General features: G+C 38.7%; 26 protein-coding genes and 2 pseudogenes. 25 read left to right on the top strand and 3 right to left on the bottom strand.

The annotated features are described in order from the left end of the window. Positions 1–12: 12 nt before the first annotated feature. The 22 genes and pseudogenes from JKP73_RS19835 (at position 13) to JKP73_RS19940 (ending at position 15,781) form a co-directional block, all read left to right on the top strand. Complete coding sequence (locus tag JKP73_RS19835) at positions 13–852, top strand: energy-coupling factor ABC transporter ATP-binding protein (protein WP_021292685.1); 840 nt, start codon at positions 13–15, stop codon at positions 850–852. Next, positions 828–1,700 carry an energy-coupling factor ABC transporter ATP-binding protein gene (locus JKP73_RS19840; protein WP_021292684.1) on the top strand — a complete coding sequence of 291 codons (873 nt, stop codon included), beginning with the start codon at positions 828–830 and terminating at the stop codon, positions 1,698–1,700. The genes JKP73_RS19835 and JKP73_RS19840 overlap by 25 nt, the downstream gene beginning before the upstream one ends. Continuing rightward, positions 1,693–2,490 carry an energy-coupling factor transporter transmembrane component T family protein gene (locus JKP73_RS19845; protein WP_021292683.1) on the top strand — a complete coding sequence of 266 codons (798 nt, stop codon included), beginning with the start codon at positions 1,693–1,695 and terminating at the stop codon, positions 2,488–2,490. Before JKP73_RS19840 ends, JKP73_RS19845 begins: the two co-directional genes overlap by 8 nt. A gap of 20 nt (positions 2,491–2,510) precedes the next feature. Next, a complete protein-coding gene (truA, locus tag JKP73_RS19850) occupies positions 2,511–3,263 on the top strand; it encodes a tRNA pseudouridine(38-40) synthase TruA (protein WP_160807638.1) in 753 nt (250 codons plus the stop codon). Positions 3,264–3,442: 179 nt separating this feature from the next. Beyond that, the gene (gene rplM, locus JKP73_RS19855; RefSeq protein ID WP_021292681.1) at positions 3,443–3,880 is read left to right on the top strand and encodes a 50S ribosomal protein L13; all 438 of its coding nucleotides are present in this window, start codon (positions 3,443–3,445) and stop codon (positions 3,878–3,880) included. A 13-nt stretch (positions 3,881–3,893) separates the two neighbouring features. Further along, a complete protein-coding gene (gene rpsI / locus JKP73_RS19860; protein ID WP_269778090.1) occupies positions 3,894–4,292 on the top strand; it encodes a 30S ribosomal protein S9 in 399 nt (132 codons plus the stop codon). A gap of 1,172 nt (positions 4,293–5,464) precedes the next feature. Next, positions 5,465–6,634: pseudogene (locus tag JKP73_RS23655) on the top strand (MMPL family transporter); the annotation flags it as partial. Positions 6,635–7,120: 486 nt separating this feature from the next. Next, positions 7,121–7,846, top strand: a complete 726-nt coding sequence (locus JKP73_RS23250; protein ID WP_234447146.1) for an MMPL family transporter — start codon at positions 7,121–7,123, stop codon at positions 7,844–7,846. 7 nt (positions 7,847–7,853) lie between these two features. Further along, positions 7,854–8,429, top strand: a complete 576-nt coding sequence (locus JKP73_RS19875) for a TetR/AcrR family transcriptional regulator (RefSeq protein WP_010652061.1) — start codon at positions 7,854–7,856, stop codon at positions 8,427–8,429. A gap of 129 nt (positions 8,430–8,558) precedes the next feature. Continuing rightward, positions 8,559–9,107: a cupin domain-containing protein gene (locus JKP73_RS19880; protein WP_044477091.1), complete on the top strand. Its 549-nt coding sequence runs from the start codon at positions 8,559–8,561 to the stop codon at positions 9,105–9,107. A gap of 371 nt (positions 9,108–9,478) precedes the next feature. Continuing rightward, positions 9,479–9,697, top strand: a pseudogene (locus JKP73_RS19885) (TlpA disulfide reductase family protein); the annotation flags it as partial. Between the two features lie 106 nt (positions 9,698–9,803). Further along, the gene (locus JKP73_RS19890) at positions 9,804–10,283 is read left to right on the top strand and encodes a DsrE/DsrF/DrsH-like family protein (RefSeq protein ID WP_089060883.1); all 480 of its coding nucleotides are present in this window, start codon (positions 9,804–9,806) and stop codon (positions 10,281–10,283) included. A gap of 78 nt (positions 10,284–10,361) precedes the next feature. Next, entirely contained in the window at positions 10,362–10,661 is a 300-nt protein-coding gene (locus JKP73_RS19895) for a rhodanese-like domain-containing protein (RefSeq protein ID WP_010652058.1), read from the top strand. Between the two features lie 20 nt (positions 10,662–10,681). Then, positions 10,682–11,257, top strand: a complete 576-nt coding sequence (locus tag JKP73_RS19900) for a sulfurtransferase TusA family protein (RefSeq protein ID WP_200411713.1) — start codon at positions 10,682–10,684, stop codon at positions 11,255–11,257. Positions 11,258–11,275: 18 nt separating this feature from the next. Then, positions 11,276–11,680: a DsrE/DsrF/DrsH-like family protein gene (locus tag JKP73_RS19905; protein WP_010652056.1), complete on the top strand. Its 405-nt coding sequence runs from the start codon at positions 11,276–11,278 to the stop codon at positions 11,678–11,680. Positions 11,681–11,699: 19 nt separating this feature from the next. After that, positions 11,700–12,830 carry an MBL fold metallo-hydrolase gene (locus JKP73_RS19910; protein WP_010652055.1) on the top strand — a complete coding sequence of 377 codons (1,131 nt, stop codon included), beginning with the start codon at positions 11,700–11,702 and terminating at the stop codon, positions 12,828–12,830. A 68-nt stretch (positions 12,831–12,898) separates the two neighbouring features. Then, entirely contained in the window at positions 12,899–13,126 is a 228-nt protein-coding gene (locus JKP73_RS19915) for a sulfurtransferase TusA family protein (RefSeq protein ID WP_010652054.1), read from the top strand. A gap of 51 nt (positions 13,127–13,177) precedes the next feature. Next, the gene (locus tag JKP73_RS19920; protein WP_010652053.1) at positions 13,178–13,960 is read left to right on the top strand and encodes a sulfite exporter TauE/SafE family protein; all 783 of its coding nucleotides are present in this window, start codon (positions 13,178–13,180) and stop codon (positions 13,958–13,960) included. A 36-nt stretch (positions 13,961–13,996) separates the two neighbouring features. Next, positions 13,997–14,356, top strand: a complete 360-nt coding sequence (locus JKP73_RS19925; protein ID WP_010652052.1) for a rhodanese-like domain-containing protein — start codon at positions 13,997–13,999, stop codon at positions 14,354–14,356. 129 nt (positions 14,357–14,485) lie between these two features. Then, positions 14,486–14,875, top strand: coding sequence for a DUF302 domain-containing protein (locus tag JKP73_RS19930; RefSeq protein ID WP_010652051.1), 390 nt, complete (start codon positions 14,486–14,488; stop codon positions 14,873–14,875). 142 nt (positions 14,876–15,017) lie between these two features. Then, positions 15,018–15,278, top strand: a complete 261-nt coding sequence (locus tag JKP73_RS19935) for a metal-sensitive transcriptional regulator (protein WP_010652050.1) — start codon at positions 15,018–15,020, stop codon at positions 15,276–15,278. Between the two features lie 155 nt (positions 15,279–15,433). Beyond that, positions 15,434–15,781, top strand: coding sequence for a class I SAM-dependent methyltransferase (locus tag JKP73_RS19940; RefSeq protein WP_200411714.1), 348 nt, complete (start codon positions 15,434–15,436; stop codon positions 15,779–15,781). Between the two features lie 247 nt (positions 15,782–16,028). On the opposite strand, the gene JKP73_RS19945 is transcribed toward JKP73_RS19940, so the two are convergent. From JKP73_RS19945 to JKP73_RS19955, 3 genes are all read right to left on the bottom strand, one after another. Continuing rightward, entirely contained in the window at positions 16,029–17,051 is a 1,023-nt protein-coding gene (locus JKP73_RS19945) for a tyrosine-type recombinase/integrase (RefSeq protein ID WP_200411715.1), read from the bottom strand. Positions 17,052–17,142: 91 nt separating this feature from the next. After that, entirely contained in the window at positions 17,143–17,592 is a 450-nt protein-coding gene (locus JKP73_RS19950) for an ImmA/IrrE family metallo-endopeptidase (protein ID WP_153835219.1), read from the bottom strand. Positions 17,593–17,600: 8 nt separating this feature from the next. Beyond that, on the bottom strand, positions 17,601–18,068 hold the full coding sequence (locus JKP73_RS19955) for a helix-turn-helix domain-containing protein (protein ID WP_200411716.1): 468 nt from the start codon (positions 18,066–18,068) through the stop codon (positions 17,601–17,603). A gap of 166 nt (positions 18,069–18,234) precedes the next feature. Here JKP73_RS19955 and JKP73_RS19960 point away from each other — a divergent pair, with 166 nt between their 5' ends. The 3 genes from JKP73_RS19960 to JKP73_RS19970 are packed head-to-tail and all read left to right on the top strand — an operon-like array spanning position 18,235 to position 19,570. Further along, the gene (locus JKP73_RS19960) at positions 18,235–18,471 is read left to right on the top strand and encodes a helix-turn-helix transcriptional regulator (RefSeq protein ID WP_077356198.1); all 237 of its coding nucleotides are present in this window, start codon (positions 18,235–18,237) and stop codon (positions 18,469–18,471) included. A gap of 35 nt (positions 18,472–18,506) precedes the next feature. Continuing rightward, a complete protein-coding gene (locus tag JKP73_RS19965; RefSeq protein ID WP_200411717.1) occupies positions 18,507–18,716 on the top strand; it encodes a hypothetical protein in 210 nt (69 codons plus the stop codon). A gap of 44 nt (positions 18,717–18,760) precedes the next feature. After that, complete coding sequence (locus JKP73_RS19970) at positions 18,761–19,570, top strand: phage replisome organizer N-terminal domain-containing protein (protein WP_200411718.1); 810 nt, start codon at positions 18,761–18,763, stop codon at positions 19,568–19,570. Positions 19,571–19,581 lie beyond the last annotated feature (11 nt).

A 19,581-nucleotide genomic window follows, 5' to 3' on the forward strand; every position in this document is an offset into this window, starting at 1 on the left:
GAGGAGAAACAGATGAGAAGCAAATTAATCGAGTTTAGAAATGTGTCATTTCGATATGGAGAAGAACAGCCTTGGGTACTAAAAGATTGCTCATTTGAAATCTATGAAAATGAGTGGGTAGCAATTATTGGACATAATGGTTCGGGTAAATCCACGATTGCTAAGTTAATGAACGGTTTATTATTTCCTCAAAGAGGAGAAATATTCATAGATCAGAAGCCAGTTACACCAGATACGATCTGGGAAGTGCGTAAAGATGTAGGTATGGTATTTCAAAATCCAGATAATCAATTTGTCGGTACCACCGTACAAGATGATGTTGCGTTCGGTATGGAAAATAGAGGTTTTACAAGGACAGAGATGTTAACTCGCCTGGAGGAAGTATTGGCTGCTGTTGGCATGCCAGCATATCGACAAACAGAGCCTCATCGTTTATCGGGAGGCCAAAAACAGCGTGTGGCAATTGCGAGTGTCCTAGCAGTATCTCCCCAAGTAATTATCTTAGATGAAGCCACAGCTATGCTTGATCCAAAAGGTAGACAGCGTATTATGCAAACAATCAAAGATGTGCAGCATAGCAAAGATATTACGTTATTGACGATTACCCATGATTTACACGAAATCGTCCAAGCTGATCGTGTTATTGTGATGAATGATGGACAACTATGGGACGAAGGATTACCAAGAGAGGTATTTTCTAAAAAAGATGGGCTTAAAGAAATAGGATTGGATACGCCATTTATTTCCAGTTTAGCAGAAGAATTAAAGCTGGCTGGTATTTCTCTTACACAAGAACCATTAAATCACGAAGAACTTTTGGAGGACTTATGGACATTACATTCAAGAACGTAAGCTTTGTATATCAGCAACATTCACCATTCGCTCATCGTGCATTAGATAAGTTAGATTTGCATATTCCTTCTGGTTCATTTGTAGCTGTTGTCGGACACACAGGTTCTGGTAAATCTACGCTTATTCAACATTTAAATGGGTTAGTTCGTCCAACAGAAGGGGATGTGTGGATTGGAGATTTTCACCTGAATGCAGAACATAAACCAAAGAATATGAAGGAATTAAGAAGTAAAGTTGGTGTTGTATTTCAATATCCGGAGCACCAACTTTTTGAGGAAACGGTAGAAAAGGATATCCGATTCGGTCCCAAAAATTTTGGTGTTGGGGATAGAGAAATACAAAGGCGCGTGAAAGAAGTACTTCCATCTGTTGGTCTAACAGAGGATTTCTTGGACCGTTCTCCGTTTGACTTAAGCGGAGGGCAAATGCGCCGAGTTGCCATTGCAGGTGTGTTAGCTACCAAACCAGATGTCCTCGTATTAGATGAACCGACTGCTGGATTAGACCCACGTGGTCAAAAGGAAATGATGGAGATGTTTTATGCTGCACATCAAGAGCAAAAGCTAACCACGATTCTTGTTACTCATAGCATGGAAGATGCGGCAACCTATGCTGACCATGTGATTATTCTTAATAAAGGTACTAAATATATGGAAGGAAAGCCTGAAGCAGTTTTTGTTCAAAAAGAAGCATTGCAGCAAGTGCAATTAGATGTTCCTGAGGTTGTTCGGTTTCTTGATCTATTTGAGAAGAAGTTTGGAATGTCTATTCCATATAGACGGCAATCCGTGAAAGACATAGCTAAAGCTATTGAGAAGGTAATGACGGGAGGCAGCGGCCATGAATAATGCGCTCGTAATTGGTCAGTATGTTCCTGGAAATTCTCTCATTCATCGGCTAGACCCGCGTACAAAAATAACGATAATCTTTTTCTTTGTGTTTATTGTGTTCTTTGCGAATAACTTTTGGAGTTATGCTATATTAACCGTTTTTGCCTTGGCCAGTTTGTTCACATCGCGGGTACCTATTCGATTTATTCTAAAAGGGTTAATGCCAGTATGGTTCTTAATTATTTTTACTTTTATTCTCCATATGATTGTAACAAAAGAGGGAACGCCAGTCTTTAACATCTTTACATTCACTGTTTATTCCGGTGGTATTCTTCAGGGGTTTGCAATCTCGATGCGTTTTTTCTTGTTAATTCTAGTAACTTCATTATTAACGTTAACGACTACCCCTATCGAGATAACAGATGCAATCGAAGAATTGCTCCATCCATTAAAAAAGGTAAGGTTCCCTGTCCATGAACTAGCCTTAATGATGTCAATCTCCCTACGGTTTATCCCGACCTTATTACAAGAAACAGAGAAAATTTCAAAGGCACAAGCATCTAGAGGGGTTGATTTTCGAACTGGACCAATCAAAGAAAGGGTACAAGCAGTGGTACCATTATTAGTGCCTCTTTTCGTTAGCGCGTTTAAACGTGCCGAAGAACTAGCAATGGCGATGGAGGCAAGAGGTTATCAAGGTGGACAAGGTAGAACAAAGCTGCGTGAATTAAAAATCGGCAAGCGCGATATTTTTGTCTATTGCTTATTTATTGGTGTGGTTATCGGTCTATTGTTTATACGAAATTAAGAGAGAAAGGCTAGAGCAATATGGTTAGAGTGAAATGCATTATTAAGTACGATGGATCACAATTTTCGGGGTTCCAGATACAGCCTAAAAAGCGAACCGTACAGGGGCTACTTGAGCAGGCATTAACAAAAATGCATAAAGGAAAGCCTGTACGAATCCAAGCTTCAGGACGAACCGATTCAGGGGTGCACGCAAAAGGACAAACCATTCATTTTGATTCTCCCTATGATATTCCTTTATACAACTGGAAGCAGGCGTTAAATACGTTACTGCCAAACGATTTATATGTAAAGCAGGTGGCTTTTGCTTCAGATACATTTCATGCTCGTTACGATGTAGTTGAAAAAGAATATCGTTACTATGTATGGAACGAGAAGGAACCTGACGTATTTAAGCGTAACTATGCGTATTTCTTTCCCTATTCCTTGAATATAGAAGCGATCCAGGAGGCATGCGGCTATCTTGAAGGAATGCATGATTTTACCACTTTCTCTTCTGCAAAGGCATCAGCAAAAGGAACAAAACAACGGACGTTATACGCTGTATCTTGTGGAAAACAGGGCTCTGAGATCGAATTTATATTTCGAGGAAGTGGTTTTTTATATAATATGGTACGAATCATTGTTGGTGTCTTATTAGATATAGGCCAGGGAAGGCGTCAGCCGTCCGACATTCATGATTTACTAGCTAAGAAGGATAGAAGGCTTGTTGGGGAGACAGTGCCCCCAGAAGGGCTCTATTTGTGGAATGTCAGGTATGGGGAAGTTGACTAAGGGGATTTACAAAGAAATTGCAACTCATATGCATCAGAGCTTGACAAAAATCTAGTTATTGGTGTATTATGATCTATGGCATTTTATTTCTAAACCATGATTAGCCCCGGAAACTAATTATGTTGAAATAGACGAATGAATATGGAAAAATGATTTTTTAAATATGGAGGGAAACACTCATGCGCACAACTTTCATGGCAAATGAAAATAACATTGAACGCAAATGGCTAGTTGTTGATGCAGAAGGTCAGCGTTTAGGTCGCTTAGCGAGTGAAGTTGCTGCGATCCTTCGTGGAAAGCACAAGCCAACTTATACACCACATGCAGACACAGGTGACCATGTGATCATCATTAATGCAGATAAAATCGAATTAAGTGGTAAAAAAATTACGGACAAAAAATACTACCGTCATACAAGCTATGCTGGTGGATTAAAAGAACGTACAGCATATGAAATGCGTACGAAATATCCAGAGCAAATGCTAGAGCTAGCTGTAAAAGGAATGCTTCCTAATGGCTCTCTAGGTCGTAAAATGGCTAAAAAACTTCATGTATTTAGAGGTTCTGAACACAATCATCAAGCACAAAAACCGGAAGTTTATGAGCTTCGCGGGTAACTAAAAGGAGGTAATTAATTTGGCACAAGTACAATACTATGGTACAGGTCGTCGTAAAAAATCAACTGCACGCGTACGTTTAGTACCAGGCTCAGGTAATGTTACTATTAACGGACGTAATGCATCTGATTATTTCCCATACGAAACACAAATCTTAATTCTTAATCAACCACTTGCAGCTACAGAAACTCAAGGAACGTATGACGTAATGGTAAACGTTCATGGTGGAGGATTCACTGGTCAAGCTGGCGCTATCCGTCATGGAATTGCACGCGCACTACTTGAAGCAGATCCAGAGTACCGTTCTTCTCTTAAAACAGAAGGTTACCTAACTCGTGATGCTCGTATGAAAGAACGTAAGAAATACGGTCTTAAAAAAGCACGTCGTGCACCTCAGTTCTCAAAACGTTAATAAATCAACACTTGAAAATCCCTCAACCACGTGTGGTTGGGGGATTTTACTGTATATGCGGTGTTCTAAAAACAGGGGAAAATTCACACGTAGCATACACATATCATACAAGTAGCAGACAAATAATTTAGAGAAAAAGAAGCTGTGATTTTGAAATAAAGTTTGATACAATTCATTGATAAGATGGATTGGGATAGTGCAACAAACGGGCCAGTTAATTGAATAATTAGTTCTGGATCCTTATGAAATTTGCGATACTTGTTATCTGGTTAATGAAGCGCAGGTTGACCAAAGAGAAGCTCATATTATAGAGGGTTAATAAAACCCCATTTGAAAGTGGCCCCGATTTTGAGGCGCTTTTTAATTGTTGCCCAAAATTGAAACTGAAAAAGCAATAGTAAAATACAAAAATAGTTGTGCTAACCCAGTCTGAATTGTTTTACATATTAGTTTCACATGAAGTCCTTTGCATTCCTCATAGTTAACAGCTTTCTTAACCATCCCATACAACCTCTCCCGAAAATATTAATGAGTAAACTTTTCTTTTGTTTAAGAGTAAATAATTTATTTGACAAACAATAAATAAAACGATAATGTAAGTAAGTGATAACTTACATTGTGATCTGTGTTTTTACTTACAGGGGGGATGACAAATGAGGATACTAAAATTTATTGCGAACGGAATCGTGAAGTATCCAATCAGAGTGTTGACAATTACGATAGTCGTTATTTTATTGTTCGCCGTCGGAGCACAGCAGGTGGAATTGGCAACGGGCAACAACACACTTATTGAGGAGGATACCGAGGTTTATCAGAATAACCAAACATTGGAACAAGAGTTTGGTGGTGAATCGATAATTGTGCTGTATGAAGCTGATAATAAGTCCAGCCTATTGACACCTGAAACATTGCACCAAATGGAAAATCTTGAAAGCCAGCTGAGCAGTCAAGATGGTATTTATACAATTGTCGGTCCTCATACGGCAGTCGAAAACATATCGAAAAAAAAGGCGGAAAAATATAAAGAAGGCCTGACAGAAATGGCTGATGGGATGAACGGCATGGGTGAAAAACTTCAAGAAATCAGTGTAAACATCAAAGAAAATGCCACCGGACAGTCATTGCCGGATTTCGAATCAAAAATTTCCGAAATGGAAAAGCTCATCGGCAGGATGGTCGAAGGTCAGAAAAAACTTGAGCGGGGTTCAGGTGAATTGCTGGATGGCTATTCCAACATGGGAAGCCAGCTAAAAGATGTTGCAATGAAACTGCAGCAATCCGCAATACAAATGGAGAACAATGCTGAGGGCCCTGCCGGACATAAACAGGCTGCAAAGTTCAAACATTTTGGTGTGAAGCTTAATGCGATGGGAGATAAAATGATTGATGCATCCGTGAAAAGCGCTGGGCTTCCGAATGTATCGGGAAACACCATTAATGGTCTGCAAGGTCTGGACAAAGGTTTGAAGAATCAGCAGAGTCAGTTGCACGAAATAAGCGAGCGACAGGGTCAACAGCAAAAAGATCTGCAAGAACTTGCGGGCGGACTGGCAAAAATGGGAGAAAACCTTGTTTCCATGAGTGAAAATCTTAGGGAAATGATTGCTTTTTCTGACAGCATGTCCCCTGTCATCCCGAAAAAACTGAAGACACTTGAAAAAATGATTTATGAAGATGACGGATCACTTCGCAGCATATTTGATGACATGCTTATTGATGGACAATATATGACTTTCATGGTCAAGTTTACGGGTGATGCTACAGACACCAATAAAAGTAAAGCAGTTGCTTTTGTAAAGGATTATATGGAAGAGAACCCGATTGAAGGAATAGACACAATGGTGTCGGGAAAGCCGGTTTTGGATGATTCCATCCGGACAGAGATGAAAAATAGTATGCAAAAAATGATGGGTCTTTCGATTTTATTCATGATTATCGTGCTTGGACTTGTGTTTCGGGTGAAATGGCGCATTCTGCCACTTGTGATAATCTTGATTGCTGTAATTGGAACAGTGGGATTAATGGGATGGATCAGTGTGCCGATCACAATGGTTTCAATGGCGGTTTTCCCGATTTTGATTGGCCTCGGCATTGACTATGCTATTCAATTTCAGGCCAGGTATACAGAAGAAATGAAAGGGGGGAAACACTAAATGATGAAAAACAGAAGCACTGAAGGCGTCAAAAAAACTGTAACAAAGATGGCGCCTGCTGTTCTTACCGCTCTTTTGGCAACAGCAGTAGGTTTTTTATCCTTGTATACTTCACCGGTACCAATGATACAAGACTTTGGAAAAATGCTTACCATTGGTATGCTAATCAGTTTTATCGTTGGTTTGTTTATCCTGATTCCAATACTATTTACACGTGATTATTTTTTCACAAAATCGACGACAGAGAATGTAAAGATAAATACCGGGGAGTCAAAGGTGAACACCGGTTTTAGAAAAATCACTAATTCAATCATTAAACTCAGATGGCTAATCCTTTTTTTAGCAATTGTTACAGCAGCTTCCGGGATCTGGGGAGATATGTATACAGGTGTTGAAACAGATGTGGAAACTTTTATGCCTCAGGATACGCAGGAACTGGAGGATATCCACAAACTGCGTGATATTCTGGGTACAACCGATCAAGTTTCCATCATGTACGGCACAGACAATGTGCTTGATGAAAAAACATTGAAATGGTCGGAAGAAATGACTAATTCCCTTGAACAGGAATTCCCATCCGTTATAGTTGACACCAATTCCTTGTCAGCACTTTTAAAGAAAATGAATGAAGGTGAAATGCCGAATCAGAAAAAAACAGCTGACATTATTGAAGACATGCCGGAAGAACAGTTAAAACTATTTATAAACGAAGAAAGAAACAAATCTGTTATAAATGTTGGTATCAAGCACCTGGAAGCAGAGCAACTGCAGACTTTTATCACGGAAACAAAAGAATATGTTGCAGGTAATAAGCCAGATGATATCAGTGCGACAATAACTGGTAAAGCGGTTGTAGATGTGGAAATGGTAACTGCACTAACGACAGGCAGATATAAAATGACCCTGTTGGGCATGGGTCTTGTTTTTCTTGTCTTATTACTGATTTACCGGCACCCGATAAAGGCTTTCATTCCCCTGCTGCCAATTGTGTTTATAGTTGGCTGGTCAGGCGGGGTTATGTACTTGTTTAATATTGATTACACTCCTTTAACAGCAACACTTGGCGCACTGATTATCGGTATTGGAACAGAGTTTACGATCCTTATAATGGAGCGGTTTTACGAGGAACGCAAAAAAGGTTTCAAAAGCCGGGAAGCAATCTTAACAGCCAATGAAAAAATAGGTAAAGCTATATTTGCTTCAGCCTTCACAACAATTGGCGGATTCAGTGCTTTGCTTATATCTGATTTCGTGATTTTAAGCAATTTTGGTATGATGATATTAGTGAATATTTCCTTTGCCCTTTTGAGTACGATCATTGTACTGCCCACAATATTGGTAATCCTTGACCGATTTGTGCGTACAAAAAGTGATAAGGGAACAGAATTTGTAACGGGGTGAAATAGGTATGCGAGATAAAACGGATCAAATTTTGAATGCAGCAATCAAGGTATTCATTTCAAAAGGGTTCCTACAGTCCACCACTCAGGAAATCGCTAAGGAAGCCGAGGTGGCCGAAGTAACACTTTACCGCAAATTTTCTACGAAGCAGAAGCTCTTTGAGACTGTGGTGAAAAAAGCACTGGAGAATGAATTTCATGCCAAAGTCATGAAGTTCGCGGAAGAACCGGGAACAAAGGAATTTTTTAAACGCATTCTGGATGATCGATTTACAGCTTTGTCAAAAAACCATATGCTTGCAAAGACACTGCTTGCTGAAAGTTTTATGGGACATTTAGCTGACGAAATTAATTTTCCCGTTATTATTTTTAATGGATTAAAAAAAGGATTGGATATACACTTTGCCGGATTTGAAAATAAACCTGATACAAACCTTCTTGCAAGGCAAATAGGGGGTATTCTTCTCGGCAGTCTGACATTCCCGCCGGAAGTGCCTTATCATAAGCAGTCCATACAGCAAAAGGCAGAGCTGTTAAACGTGCAGGTGCATGCTTTGGAAACTTTTATCCCCCGTGGTAATTGAATGGTTGCAGGAACACACGAGAGACTGAGACATTATTGTTTTTTCGAGAGAGATACAAAAGTAACTGAAAACAAACTTGGGACATATTATGATTTTGTAATATATAATCACAAGAAAGGATTGAAGAATATGTCTCAGTATGAATATCCTTATTCCTACCCTTCAATTTGTAATTGTGGCAGGGTACCATATAGCTGGGGGGCAGCAAATGAATTTTATGCAAACCAACATTGGCCATACGCAGACCCCCGCAGCTATACGGGGCCCATGCTGCAGGATCATGGAAAAGAGCCATTTGTTCTGAATATAGATCAGGCTGCCAAGCAAAACAGTACTTTTCGTACAGCCATATGGACCGGGGATAACTTACAGGTTACATTGATGAGTATTGGAGTCGGGGAAGATATAGGTTTAGAAGTACATCCTGATGTGGATCAATTTTTACGTGTTGAAGCAGGCCAAGGAGTCGTTCAAATGGGAGATAGGAAAGAAAGTTTATATTTTCAGGATAGAGTTTTTGATGATTATGCAATTATGGTACCTGCAGGCGTATGGCACAATCTGATTAATACGGGTCGTACACCGCTTAAACTTTACACAATCTATGCCCCGCCTGAACATCCGTTTGGCACTGTTCATCGTACAAAGGCAGAGGCAATGGCTGCTGAGGAAAATTAAATCAGTTTTATTAGACGTGCAAACTTGAGAATGCTGATCAAAAAAATTGATTGCATGTCATTAAAAGTCAGGTTTCGACCGGGGGTGGATCTGGTCGTTGCCTGATCTTTTGTCTAAAACTTAACTTTTTCAAATAGGTTAGAGCACCGTTTTATTATTTTCATCAAGTTTTCATATTCATACTTTACTATGAATCATAAGAAAAAACCGGTTCAAGTGGAGGCGAAATCACCTCACCACCGCCTGCCGGTGAAAAGGATGATGTCAAAGAGATAGATAAGGTGGGGGTTTCAGTAGGACAAATTGCTCCGGACTTTAAATTAAAGATGCTCGAAGGAAAAATAGTGCGCTTGTGAAATTACCGGGGTGAACGTGTTATCGTCAATTTTTGGGTTACATGGTGTCCCTCTTGCAGAGCAGAAATACCTGATTTTCAAAAGCTCTATAAAAATAAGGATGTGGAAATATTAGCGGTTAATCTGACATCAACGGAAGAAAGGAAAGAAGGTGCAAAAAATCAAGTAGCATTGGTTATCACAAAAAAATGGGATATGCGCTTGACAAAATACCTGGCAGGGTATATAGTGTAACATGTAATGTTTTTAAAGGGGTTCAGCAAAAATGCGAACCCTATTATTAAACGGTATATAATACCCATACGGGTATTCGTAAATAAAAGGAGTTGAAAATTAATCAATGCAGGACAAAAAGAAAACAACAATTGTTTTGTTCAGTGGTGATTATGATAAAGCAATGGCTGCATATATTATCGCAAACGGCGCGGCAGCCTATGACCATGAGGTGACTATATTTCACACATTCTGGGGATTAAATGCGCTCCGGAAAGATAGTCAGGTTCCGGTAAAAAAGAATTTTCTCGAAAAAATGTTTGGAAAACTCATGCCGCGTGGTACAGATAAAATGGGCATATCCAAAATGAATTATTTGGGAATGGGACCAAAAATGATTAAACGTGTTATGAAAAAGCACAATGCTATGCCTCTTCCCCAATTGGTGGATATGGCTCAGGAACAGGATGTTAAACTGATTGCGTGTACCATGACAATGGATTTGCTCGGCCTTCAAAAAAAAGAACTTCTGGATGAAATTGAATACGGCGGTGTGGCTGCTTATGTTGGAGAAGCAGAAGAAGGCAATATCAGTCTATTTATTTAGAATAATTTAATACCCCTACCCATATTGGGGGTTGATTTAAGGATCAGTTAAATAACACTATCAAGGAGGTAAATTCAATTGAAATCAGTAAAGACGAACAAACTGGAAGAAAGAATCAAAAACAAAAGTGATGTAAATGTTATTGATGTACGCGAGGATGATGAGGTGGCACAAGGGAAAATAACGGGTGCGAAACACATTCCGCTTGGTGAGATTTCGGATCGAATCAATGAAATAGATAAAAACAAACACTATTATATGGTTTGCCGTTCGGGCGGCCGTAGTAGTAAAGCATGTGAAATTCTTATGAACCAGGGATTTGATGTAACAAATGTTGATGGCGGTATGCTCGCCTGGACAGAGAAAGTGGAGAAATAAATTAAAGGAGGCATTGATTCATGGGAATTACAGCAAATGAAACAGTGGATGCAAAGGGACTTGCTTGTCCAATGCCAATTGTCAAAACAAAAAAGGCTATTTCTGATTTGGCTCCTGGGCAGGTTATGGAAGTACAGGCAACCGATAAAGGATCCACAGCCGATATTAAGGCCTGGGCGGAAAGTACAGGTCACCAGTACTTGGGCACTGTTGAAGAAGATGACGTGCTGAAGCATTATTTGCGCAAAGCAAGTGATGATGAAGTGAAAAATGAAGCAAACTATGATGATGTGATTGATTTACAGGTGTTGCGGAATAAAGTCGATGGACTTGAAGATGTAACGATTCTTGATGTTCGTGAACAAGCAGAATATGCATTTAATCATATTCCGGGCGCAATCAATGTTCCGCTTGGGGAATTGGAAAACCGAATGGATGAAATAAATACTGACAAAGAGATTCATGTTATTTGCCGTACGGGGAGCCGAAGCGACCTTGCAGCCCAAAAGCTGTCACAAAAAGGTTTCAAAATCGTAAAAAATGTGGTGCCGGGCATGGCTGAATGGGATGGCCCAACGGAGAAATCCACAAAATAATTGAAGGAGGAATAAACAATGGAAAACAATAACACACGCGTAGCAATAATAGCAGCAAATGGTGGTATGTTCGATGCCTATAAAGTATTTAACATTGCAACAGCAGCCGCCGCATCGGATAAAGAGGTAGGGATATTCTTCACATTTGAAGGACTCAACCTGATTCATAAGGAGGCTCACAAAAACCTGGCGATGCCGGAAGGGAAAGAGCACTTCAAAGAAGGCTTTGAAAAAACGAACGTTCCATCCATCAGTGAGTTGTTGGAAATGGCTCAGGAAATGGGTGTCAAAATGATTGGATGTCAAATGACAATGGATGTTATGAATCTGGAAAAAGACGATTTTGTGGAAGGAATTGAAGTCGGCGGGGCAGCTTCATTCATTGAATTTGCCAAAGATGCTGATATTTCACTGACATTTTAAACAGTAGGAGGCTAATTGTATGACAAAAAGTATTACGACTGATGAACTCGCAAAACGGGTTGTCAACCGTGAGGAGACTCTCATCCTGGATGTTCGGAATACGGATGAGTTTGATGATTGGAAGATCGAAGGGGACAGCGTTGAAATAATCAATGAACCTTATTTCAATCTGCTCGATGGCGTTGACGCTATAGCGGATAACGTTAATAAAGATCAGGAAATAATTGTGGTTTGTGCCAAGGGGGGCTCATCAAAAATGGTGAGAGACCTTTTAGAAGAAGAAGGTTTTACACATGCTTATGACTTGGAAGGTGGCATGAAAGCCTGGAGTGAACATTTGGAGCCTGTCAAAATAGCAGACTTGAATGACGGTGGAAGTCTATACCAGTTTGTACGTCTTGGAAAAGGCTGCTTGTCATATATGGTCGTTTCCGACAAAAAAGCAGCGGTTGTTGATGCTAATCGTATGACAGGTATTTATGAACGTTTTGCTGAAGAAAAAGGTGTATCGATTGAGCATACGATTGATACGCATCTTCACGCTGACCATATTTCGGGTGGACGTCAACTCGCTGAAAATACCGGAGGCACGTATCATTTACCGGATAAAGATGCGGAAGAAGTAACATTTGATTATGCATCATTGGAAGAAGGAACAGATATTACTGTCGGCAACACAACTATTCAGGTACAGCCAATCTATTCACCGGGACACACAATTGGAAGCACATCGTTGATGATTGATAACAAATACCTGCTGACCGGAGATATTCTATTTGTGAAATCGATTGGCCGCCCTGATTTGGCTGGAAAGGCTGAAGATTGGGTCGGAGATTTGCGGGAAACGTTATACAGCCGTTATAAAGAACTGTCTGACGATCTGATTGTATTGCCCGCTCACTATTCATTTGTGGATGAACTTGGAAATGACGGAAGTGTCAAGGCACGGCTTGGTGATTTGTATCAGCGTAATTCAGGTCTGCAGGTGGAAGATGCACAGGATTTCCGGAAAATGGTAACGGAGAACCTGCCGCCGCAGCCAAACGAGCACGATAATATTCGTCAGACCAATATGGGTAAAATGAACCCGGAAGCTGAAAAACAGCGCGAAATGGAGATTGGCCCGAATCGCTGTGCAGTACACGGTTAATACATTTAACTGAATGGATGGGTCCAGAAACAGCACGGTGATTAAAAAATTACAAGGAGGAACTTATGATGGAAGCAGTAAAAGTATTAGATGCAAAAGGAATGGCATGTCCTATGCCGGTAGTAAAAACGAAAAAGGCAATCGAAGAAATTGAATCGGGTGAAATTCTGGAAGTTCATGCGACAGACAAAGGTGCAAAAAGTGATTTAACAGCTTGGACTAATTCAGGTGGTCACGAGCTGGTGGATCAAACTGAAGAAAATGACGTACTGAAGTTCTGGATTAAGAAATCCTAACGAGGGGCCCCTTATTCAGGGGTCTTTTCTTTTTATGAAAGGAGTATGGCTATGGAATACAGTTTAATGTTCATATTAGTCCTGTTTTTAATTGGATTTGGTGGTTCATTCCTATCCGGGATGGTTGGTATCGGTGGTTCCATTGTTAAATATCCGATGCTGCTATACATTCCGCCTTTATTAGGACTATCAGCGTTTACAGCGCATGAAGTTTCCGGCATTAGTGCCGTTCAGGTTTTGTTTGCTACAATTGGCGGGGTATGGGCATACCGGAAAGGTGGATACCTAAATAAAACACTGATTATTTATATGGGGATAAGTATCCTGCTTGGAAGTTTTATTGGTGGTTATGGTTCCCAGTTCATGACGGATGGCGGCATCAATTTTGTGTATGGTGTAATGGCTACCATCGCAGCCGTTATGATGTTTGTTCCTAAAAAAGGGATCGACGATACCCCGCTTGACCAGGTTACATTCAACAAGTGGCTGGCTGCATTTTTTGCATTTGTAACCGGTATTGGGGCCGGAATTGTAGGTGCGGCAGGCGCATTTTTATTGGTTCCAATTATGCTGCTTGTGCTGAAGATACCGACACGTGTGACGATTGCATCTTCACTTGCCATTACATTTCTTTCAGCCGTTGGTTCAACGGCAGGTAAAATAATGACGGGCCAGGTGTTACTTATTCCGGCTGTGATCATGATTATTGCTAGTCTGATTGCATCTCCGCTTGGTGCAAATGCCGGTAAGCGAGTAAATACGAGAGTATTACAAGGCATTCTTGCCGTTCTGATTCTGGCAACAGCTGTTAAAATATGGTCGGATTTTTTCTAGGATAACCAGTTACCTAATGGATTAGGAGGGAGTTGGATGGAAATTTTACAATGGATTTTTTTCATTATTATAATTGCATTTGTGGTGAACTTTTTTCTTCCGACAAAAGGAGTTTCGAATATAACCGCAAAAGAAGCAAAAGATAAGTTTGCGGAAAAAGATGTACAGTTCGTTGATGTAAGAACACCGGGTGAGTATAAAGCCAATCATCAGAAGAAATTTGCAAATGTGCCATTAGCCCATTTATCAAAACGTACCGGAGAATTGGATAAAAATAAAGAAGTAGTCGTTATTTGTCAAAGCGGTATGCGAAGCGCAAAGGCAGCCAAAATGCTTAAGAAACAAGGTTTTGAAAAAATATCTAATGTTAAAGGCGGAATGAATGCCTGGGTATGATGATTGATAATGAAGAAGTTTAACATTCCGTCGTATGGGTTAATATTAAACGTTGGATAAAAATTACCAAATATAATTTTATCTGTTTATGGCAGGTAACTTTTTATAAAAAGGGAGTTGTTTAAGGTTATGTTTCATTATACAGTTGAAACGGAAAAATCAATGGAGAAAGCGATTCATGCACTGGAGGAAAACCTAAAGGAAGAAAAATTCGGTGTGCTTTGGCAATTTGATGTTAAAGAAACGTTAAACAATAAAGGGTTTGATTTTGAACAAGCCTATCAGGTTTTGGAAGTTTGTAATCCAAAAGAGGCGAATAATGTATTATCTCAAAATCAGCTTATAGGTTATTTTCTCCCATGTAAAATGGTTGTGTACCAGGATATTGAAACAAACAAGGTTAAAATCGGCATGCCAAAGCCAACAGCATTAATTGAAATGGTTCATGATGCTTCATTACAAAAGTTTGCAGCTGATATAGAGGAACGACTGATTGTTTGTATAGATAAGACAAAATAATATCTAATTACGAAAAAATTTCATCTTTTTTTGTGAATTTTAATACCCCATCATGTATAATAGTGTAAAGGAAATGAATGTATAAAACTGGTTTATGTACAATACAAATACCAGATTCAATAGAGAAAAGGGGTGCCGTCCAATGGATTATGATGATCAGATGAAAAATCGAATGAAACGTATTGAAGGTCAAGTCAGGGGATTATTGAAAGCAATGGATGAAGGGAAAGAATGTCGTGATGTAGTGAACCAGATGACTGCTGCCAGAAATGCGCTTGACCGTACAGCAGCATTGGTTGTTAGCAGAAATCTGGAAGCGTGCATTCGTGAGGCGAAGGACTCCGGTGAAAGTTCGGAAGATCTTATTAAGGAAGCAGTAAACCTGCTTGTGAAAAGTCGGTAATTCTCCTGCAGATGTGTTGAGGGGAAGGAGATAACAATGACTGATAAACGCTTTAACCTAGAAAGAAAGAGCAGATAAGCTTATGAGTGTCGATCGCAGAAAAAACCACCGGAGGAAAATAATCCGGTATTTGGAATTAGATAAAAATGACACGGTTGGCGACCTTGGTAGCAGACACTGGGTTTTTCACGATTCCCATGGCTAAACAGGTACAGGAAGTTTTTGCGGTGGATATTGAACCGAAAATGCTAAGGATGTTGAAGGAAAATGCGGCGAAAGTGCAACTTGAAAACATTCACTATGTTGAAAGTGATCTGGGCCATATCCGGCTGGATTGTTGTTCATCATTGAGTGGGAAGCCGTTAAAACGGGTTCTGATCCGCCGCTTGATCACCGAATTCCTTCCAATGACATGGAGAATTCATTGTAAAATAACTGTTTCAAACCTGAACTTGATTCATTTGAATCCGGAAAATTACGCATTCAAGGCTGTATTGAAATAATAATCTGATAGGCAACAAGTGTTTTATTTTAGATATATGCTTGTTCCGTTAACGGGCGCGATTGTTTAACAACAAAAGGAGGAAAATGGTCAAACCTTTTTATAAAAATTGTATATCATTTCACAAAGAGAGAATCCATTTTGATCAATCCTTTTTTCAAAATGGATTCGTCTTGATTAGGGTATTATCCGGGCTTGTCATGCCTTTCTGTTCAAACTTTGTTTTAAAGCTACAAAAAGCAGCTTTCTTATAGCCTGTCAATTGCCATAAGAAGCTGCTTGATATCTTTATGCGTATAAACTTTATCAGTGATATCTTTAGCTGCGTGACCCATGATCCGTTTGATTGATAGTTTATTTGCATCAGCATTATCCATAAGGGTTGCGAAGGTATGTCTGCAATCGTGTGGTCTATGATTTAATTCTAGTTGCTGCATAATCTTTTTAAACTTCTCGTGATAATAAACATAATAACTCAACTTACTACCCTCAAAGTTTGTAATCAGATATTCATTATTAGGATCCATACGATTTTCAATTAATTTATGGATTTTTTTATGAATTGGTATGACCCTATTCGTCCCAGCTTCCGTTTTGAAGCCACCCCGAAAATACCTTTCATCTAATTGAATACTTTTATTTTTCACTTCCACAAGTTCCCCAGGGCGCAAACCAGTGTAAATCATAATTAAAACAGAATCAATGTCATCGAAGCGGTCGATGTTTTCCCAAAGAATATTAATCTCATCCAAAGTAAATGGTTTTCTGGAATTCTTTGTATCGTTTTTTGGGAGCTCGACAAATCTAGCATAATCTTTATGTGTTAAATCGTTTTCTAAAGCATGTTTATACATTTGATTAAATAATACTTTTATTTTTTTCTTTGTACCCCATGATTTATCACAGTTATCAATTACAGATTGTAGATGAGCCTTTCTTACTTCATTAAATTTCATATCGTGTAAAGGTTCGGATCTTCTAAAAGCCATTTCATAGCCAAGTTGATTTGACTTTGAAATTTTAAGGAAACGTTCTTTTATTAACCGTTCATATACTTCTTTAAATGTGAGCTTGCCAGCTGATAAATCATATGGGTTATTATTGTAATCAGCTAATGCTACCATTGCCTCTTTTCTACTTTTATAATATCCTAGATACTCCCGTCTTTGTTTTCCTTCGTCATTCCATCCAGTAGTGACTATGACCGCGAATGGTTTTCTTCGTTTACCGGATAATTTGCATACGGAGCCGTATCCATTTGGATTTTTCAATTTCCTTACCACCTTTCATATCAGCAGGATAGACATATGGGAATATATGTTCTATATATGTGTTAAAAAAAAGAATGCAATATTTGCATACCTACTTTATATGATCAATTTTTTTCAGATTGCACATTTCTTCTGGAACGCCATACGTTTGAGCTACTTCATTTATGGTAACGCTTGTATCTTTAAATTCATAAATACATTTATCTGGAATAAGCAATTCAACTGCAAATGTATTAGCCTCTACCTCATTTTTGTTTGTAGTAAAGAAGGTGTTCTTCTTTAAAAAAGGTGCATTTTCACTTTTATGCAATAACGAATGGCCTAATTCATGAGCACAGACAAATCTTTGCAATGTCTCATCTATATTATCATTAATATGGATAGATTGAATCCTTTTGTAGCACGTGTAGTATCCCAAAGATCCCCCCAGAGATTCAAAAATAATGATGATACCTTTACGCTCTGCTATTTCAAAAGGGCAATTTGTTCCATATTTATCAATAAGTTTTATTGCTGTATTCCTAGGCATTAAATGCGCCATAGAATACCTTATTTTTTATATTTGTTGGGGGTAAACTTTTGTTTTGCCATTCGTTTAGCCATGCGAAGTGAATTTTCCAATGAAGCAATTAGTAGTTCTCTATCTTCCTTATCCATTTCATCTATCGCCCTTCCATCGAATTGTGAGTATGCATCATCATTAGATAAGTTATTTATCATCTTTTCTAGATCCTTAGCTATATCACGCCCTTCCTTATCTGACAGCTCAGGAAGATCTTCCTCTTGCTTGGTGTTGTTTGGTTTGTAATAACCAGCCACCCTCATTATTTCATCATAAGGAATGGATAGTGCATCCGCAAGTTTTTGGATATTCTCGGCTTTGGGAATGCCTCTTTTTCCATTTTCGATTCTGGACAATTGCGCAGCGCTAATACCTGAATACAAAGAAAGTTGATTGATGGTGTAACCTTTTTCATCCCTTTTTGCTTTTAGATACTCTCCAAATTGATTGGTCATAGTTTTCTCTCCTAAACACTGATACCCTTCTACACTTATATTACTAAAAATAATTACCAAAAGGAAATTTATTTAAGAAAAATATAAAAAAGTATTGCCAAATGGTAATTGCTGATGTTAAGGTGTTACCATAAGGTAATTACCAAAAGGTAAAAGGAGGGTTCATTTGAAAGATGTAAATGTCATTTTAATTAATTTAGACTTTTTGAAGGCATATTTGAAAGACAAGGATATTTCTCAAAGTCAATTTGCGGATAAGGTAGGAGTTACGCAAACTACTGTTAACCGGATTATGAATGGCAAGAGAAATCCGGGAGGTAAGTTTATTGCAGGTGTTCTGCGGAGCTTTAACGATTTAAGTTTCGATGAAGTATTTTACTATGACAAAAGTATTGTCAACTGAATAAAAGATAAAACAATTCGTTTGGAGGGATTGATTTGGAAACAAGTATTGATGAGAAAGAAAGCATGAATATCAAAGTTTCTGAGGCAGCAAAGATCTTGGGGAAATCTGAACAATTTGTGCGAATTGGATTACAACGGGATATTTTACCAATTGGTATTGCAATTCAAATGTCTAGTAAATGGACATACCATATTTCACCAAAGTTACTCAAAGAGTATGTAGGAGGGGAAGTAAGCATCTAAATTGCCTGAAATTATTTAAACCTGTTTAATTCTGGAGGTAAAAAATGAGCAACATTAAATGGATTAAGTTAAGTACTGCCATGTTTGATGATGAAAAAATAAAACTTATAGAGAAGCTTCCAGAGGCTGATACCATTCTAATCATTTGGATTAAATTACTTTCACAGGCCGGGAGAACAAATGCCAACGGATATATTTATTTGAACGAAAATGTCCCATATACAGAGGAAATGCTTGCAACCATATTTGATAGGTCACTCAATACAGTAAGGCTCGCTTTAAAAACACTAAGGGAGTTCGGGATGATCTTTATTGATGATGATTCCTTTATTCGAATTTCGAACTGGGAAAAGCATCAAAATGTTGAAGGAATGGACCGTGTAAGGAAGTTGAATGCAGAGCGTAACAAAAGGTATCGCGAAAGAAAGAAACAGCAGCTACTTGAAAATAAAACGGATGACGTTAGCGAGACGTCACGTGACGGTACAGAAGAAGAACTAGAAAGAGATAAAGAACAAGGTATAGAAATAGAACAAGAACAAGATAAAGACGTTGCGAAGATTATTCAGTTTTGGGATAAAAATGGATTTGGTGTGAATAACATTCATGCAAAAAAACAGTTGTTGTTGTGGTTAGATGATTCTTCATTTAAAGATCCTAGCGAAGTCATTTTAAAGGCATTAAATATTGCTTGTGAAAATGATGCTAGACGACTTAAATATACGGAAGGCATCTTAAGGAACTGGGAAAACGAGTCCTTACTAACTGTTGAGGAAATTGATAAAAATTGCAAAAATCGAAATAAACAAACTGTAAGTCAAATAGATTACGATCCGAATAGAGATAGATTCTAGGAGGTGTTATC

It is taken from the genome of Virgibacillus salexigens (assembly GCF_014905415.1).
Lineage (GTDB): Bacteria > Bacillota > Bacilli > Bacillales > Amphibacillaceae > Virgibacillus > Virgibacillus salexigens.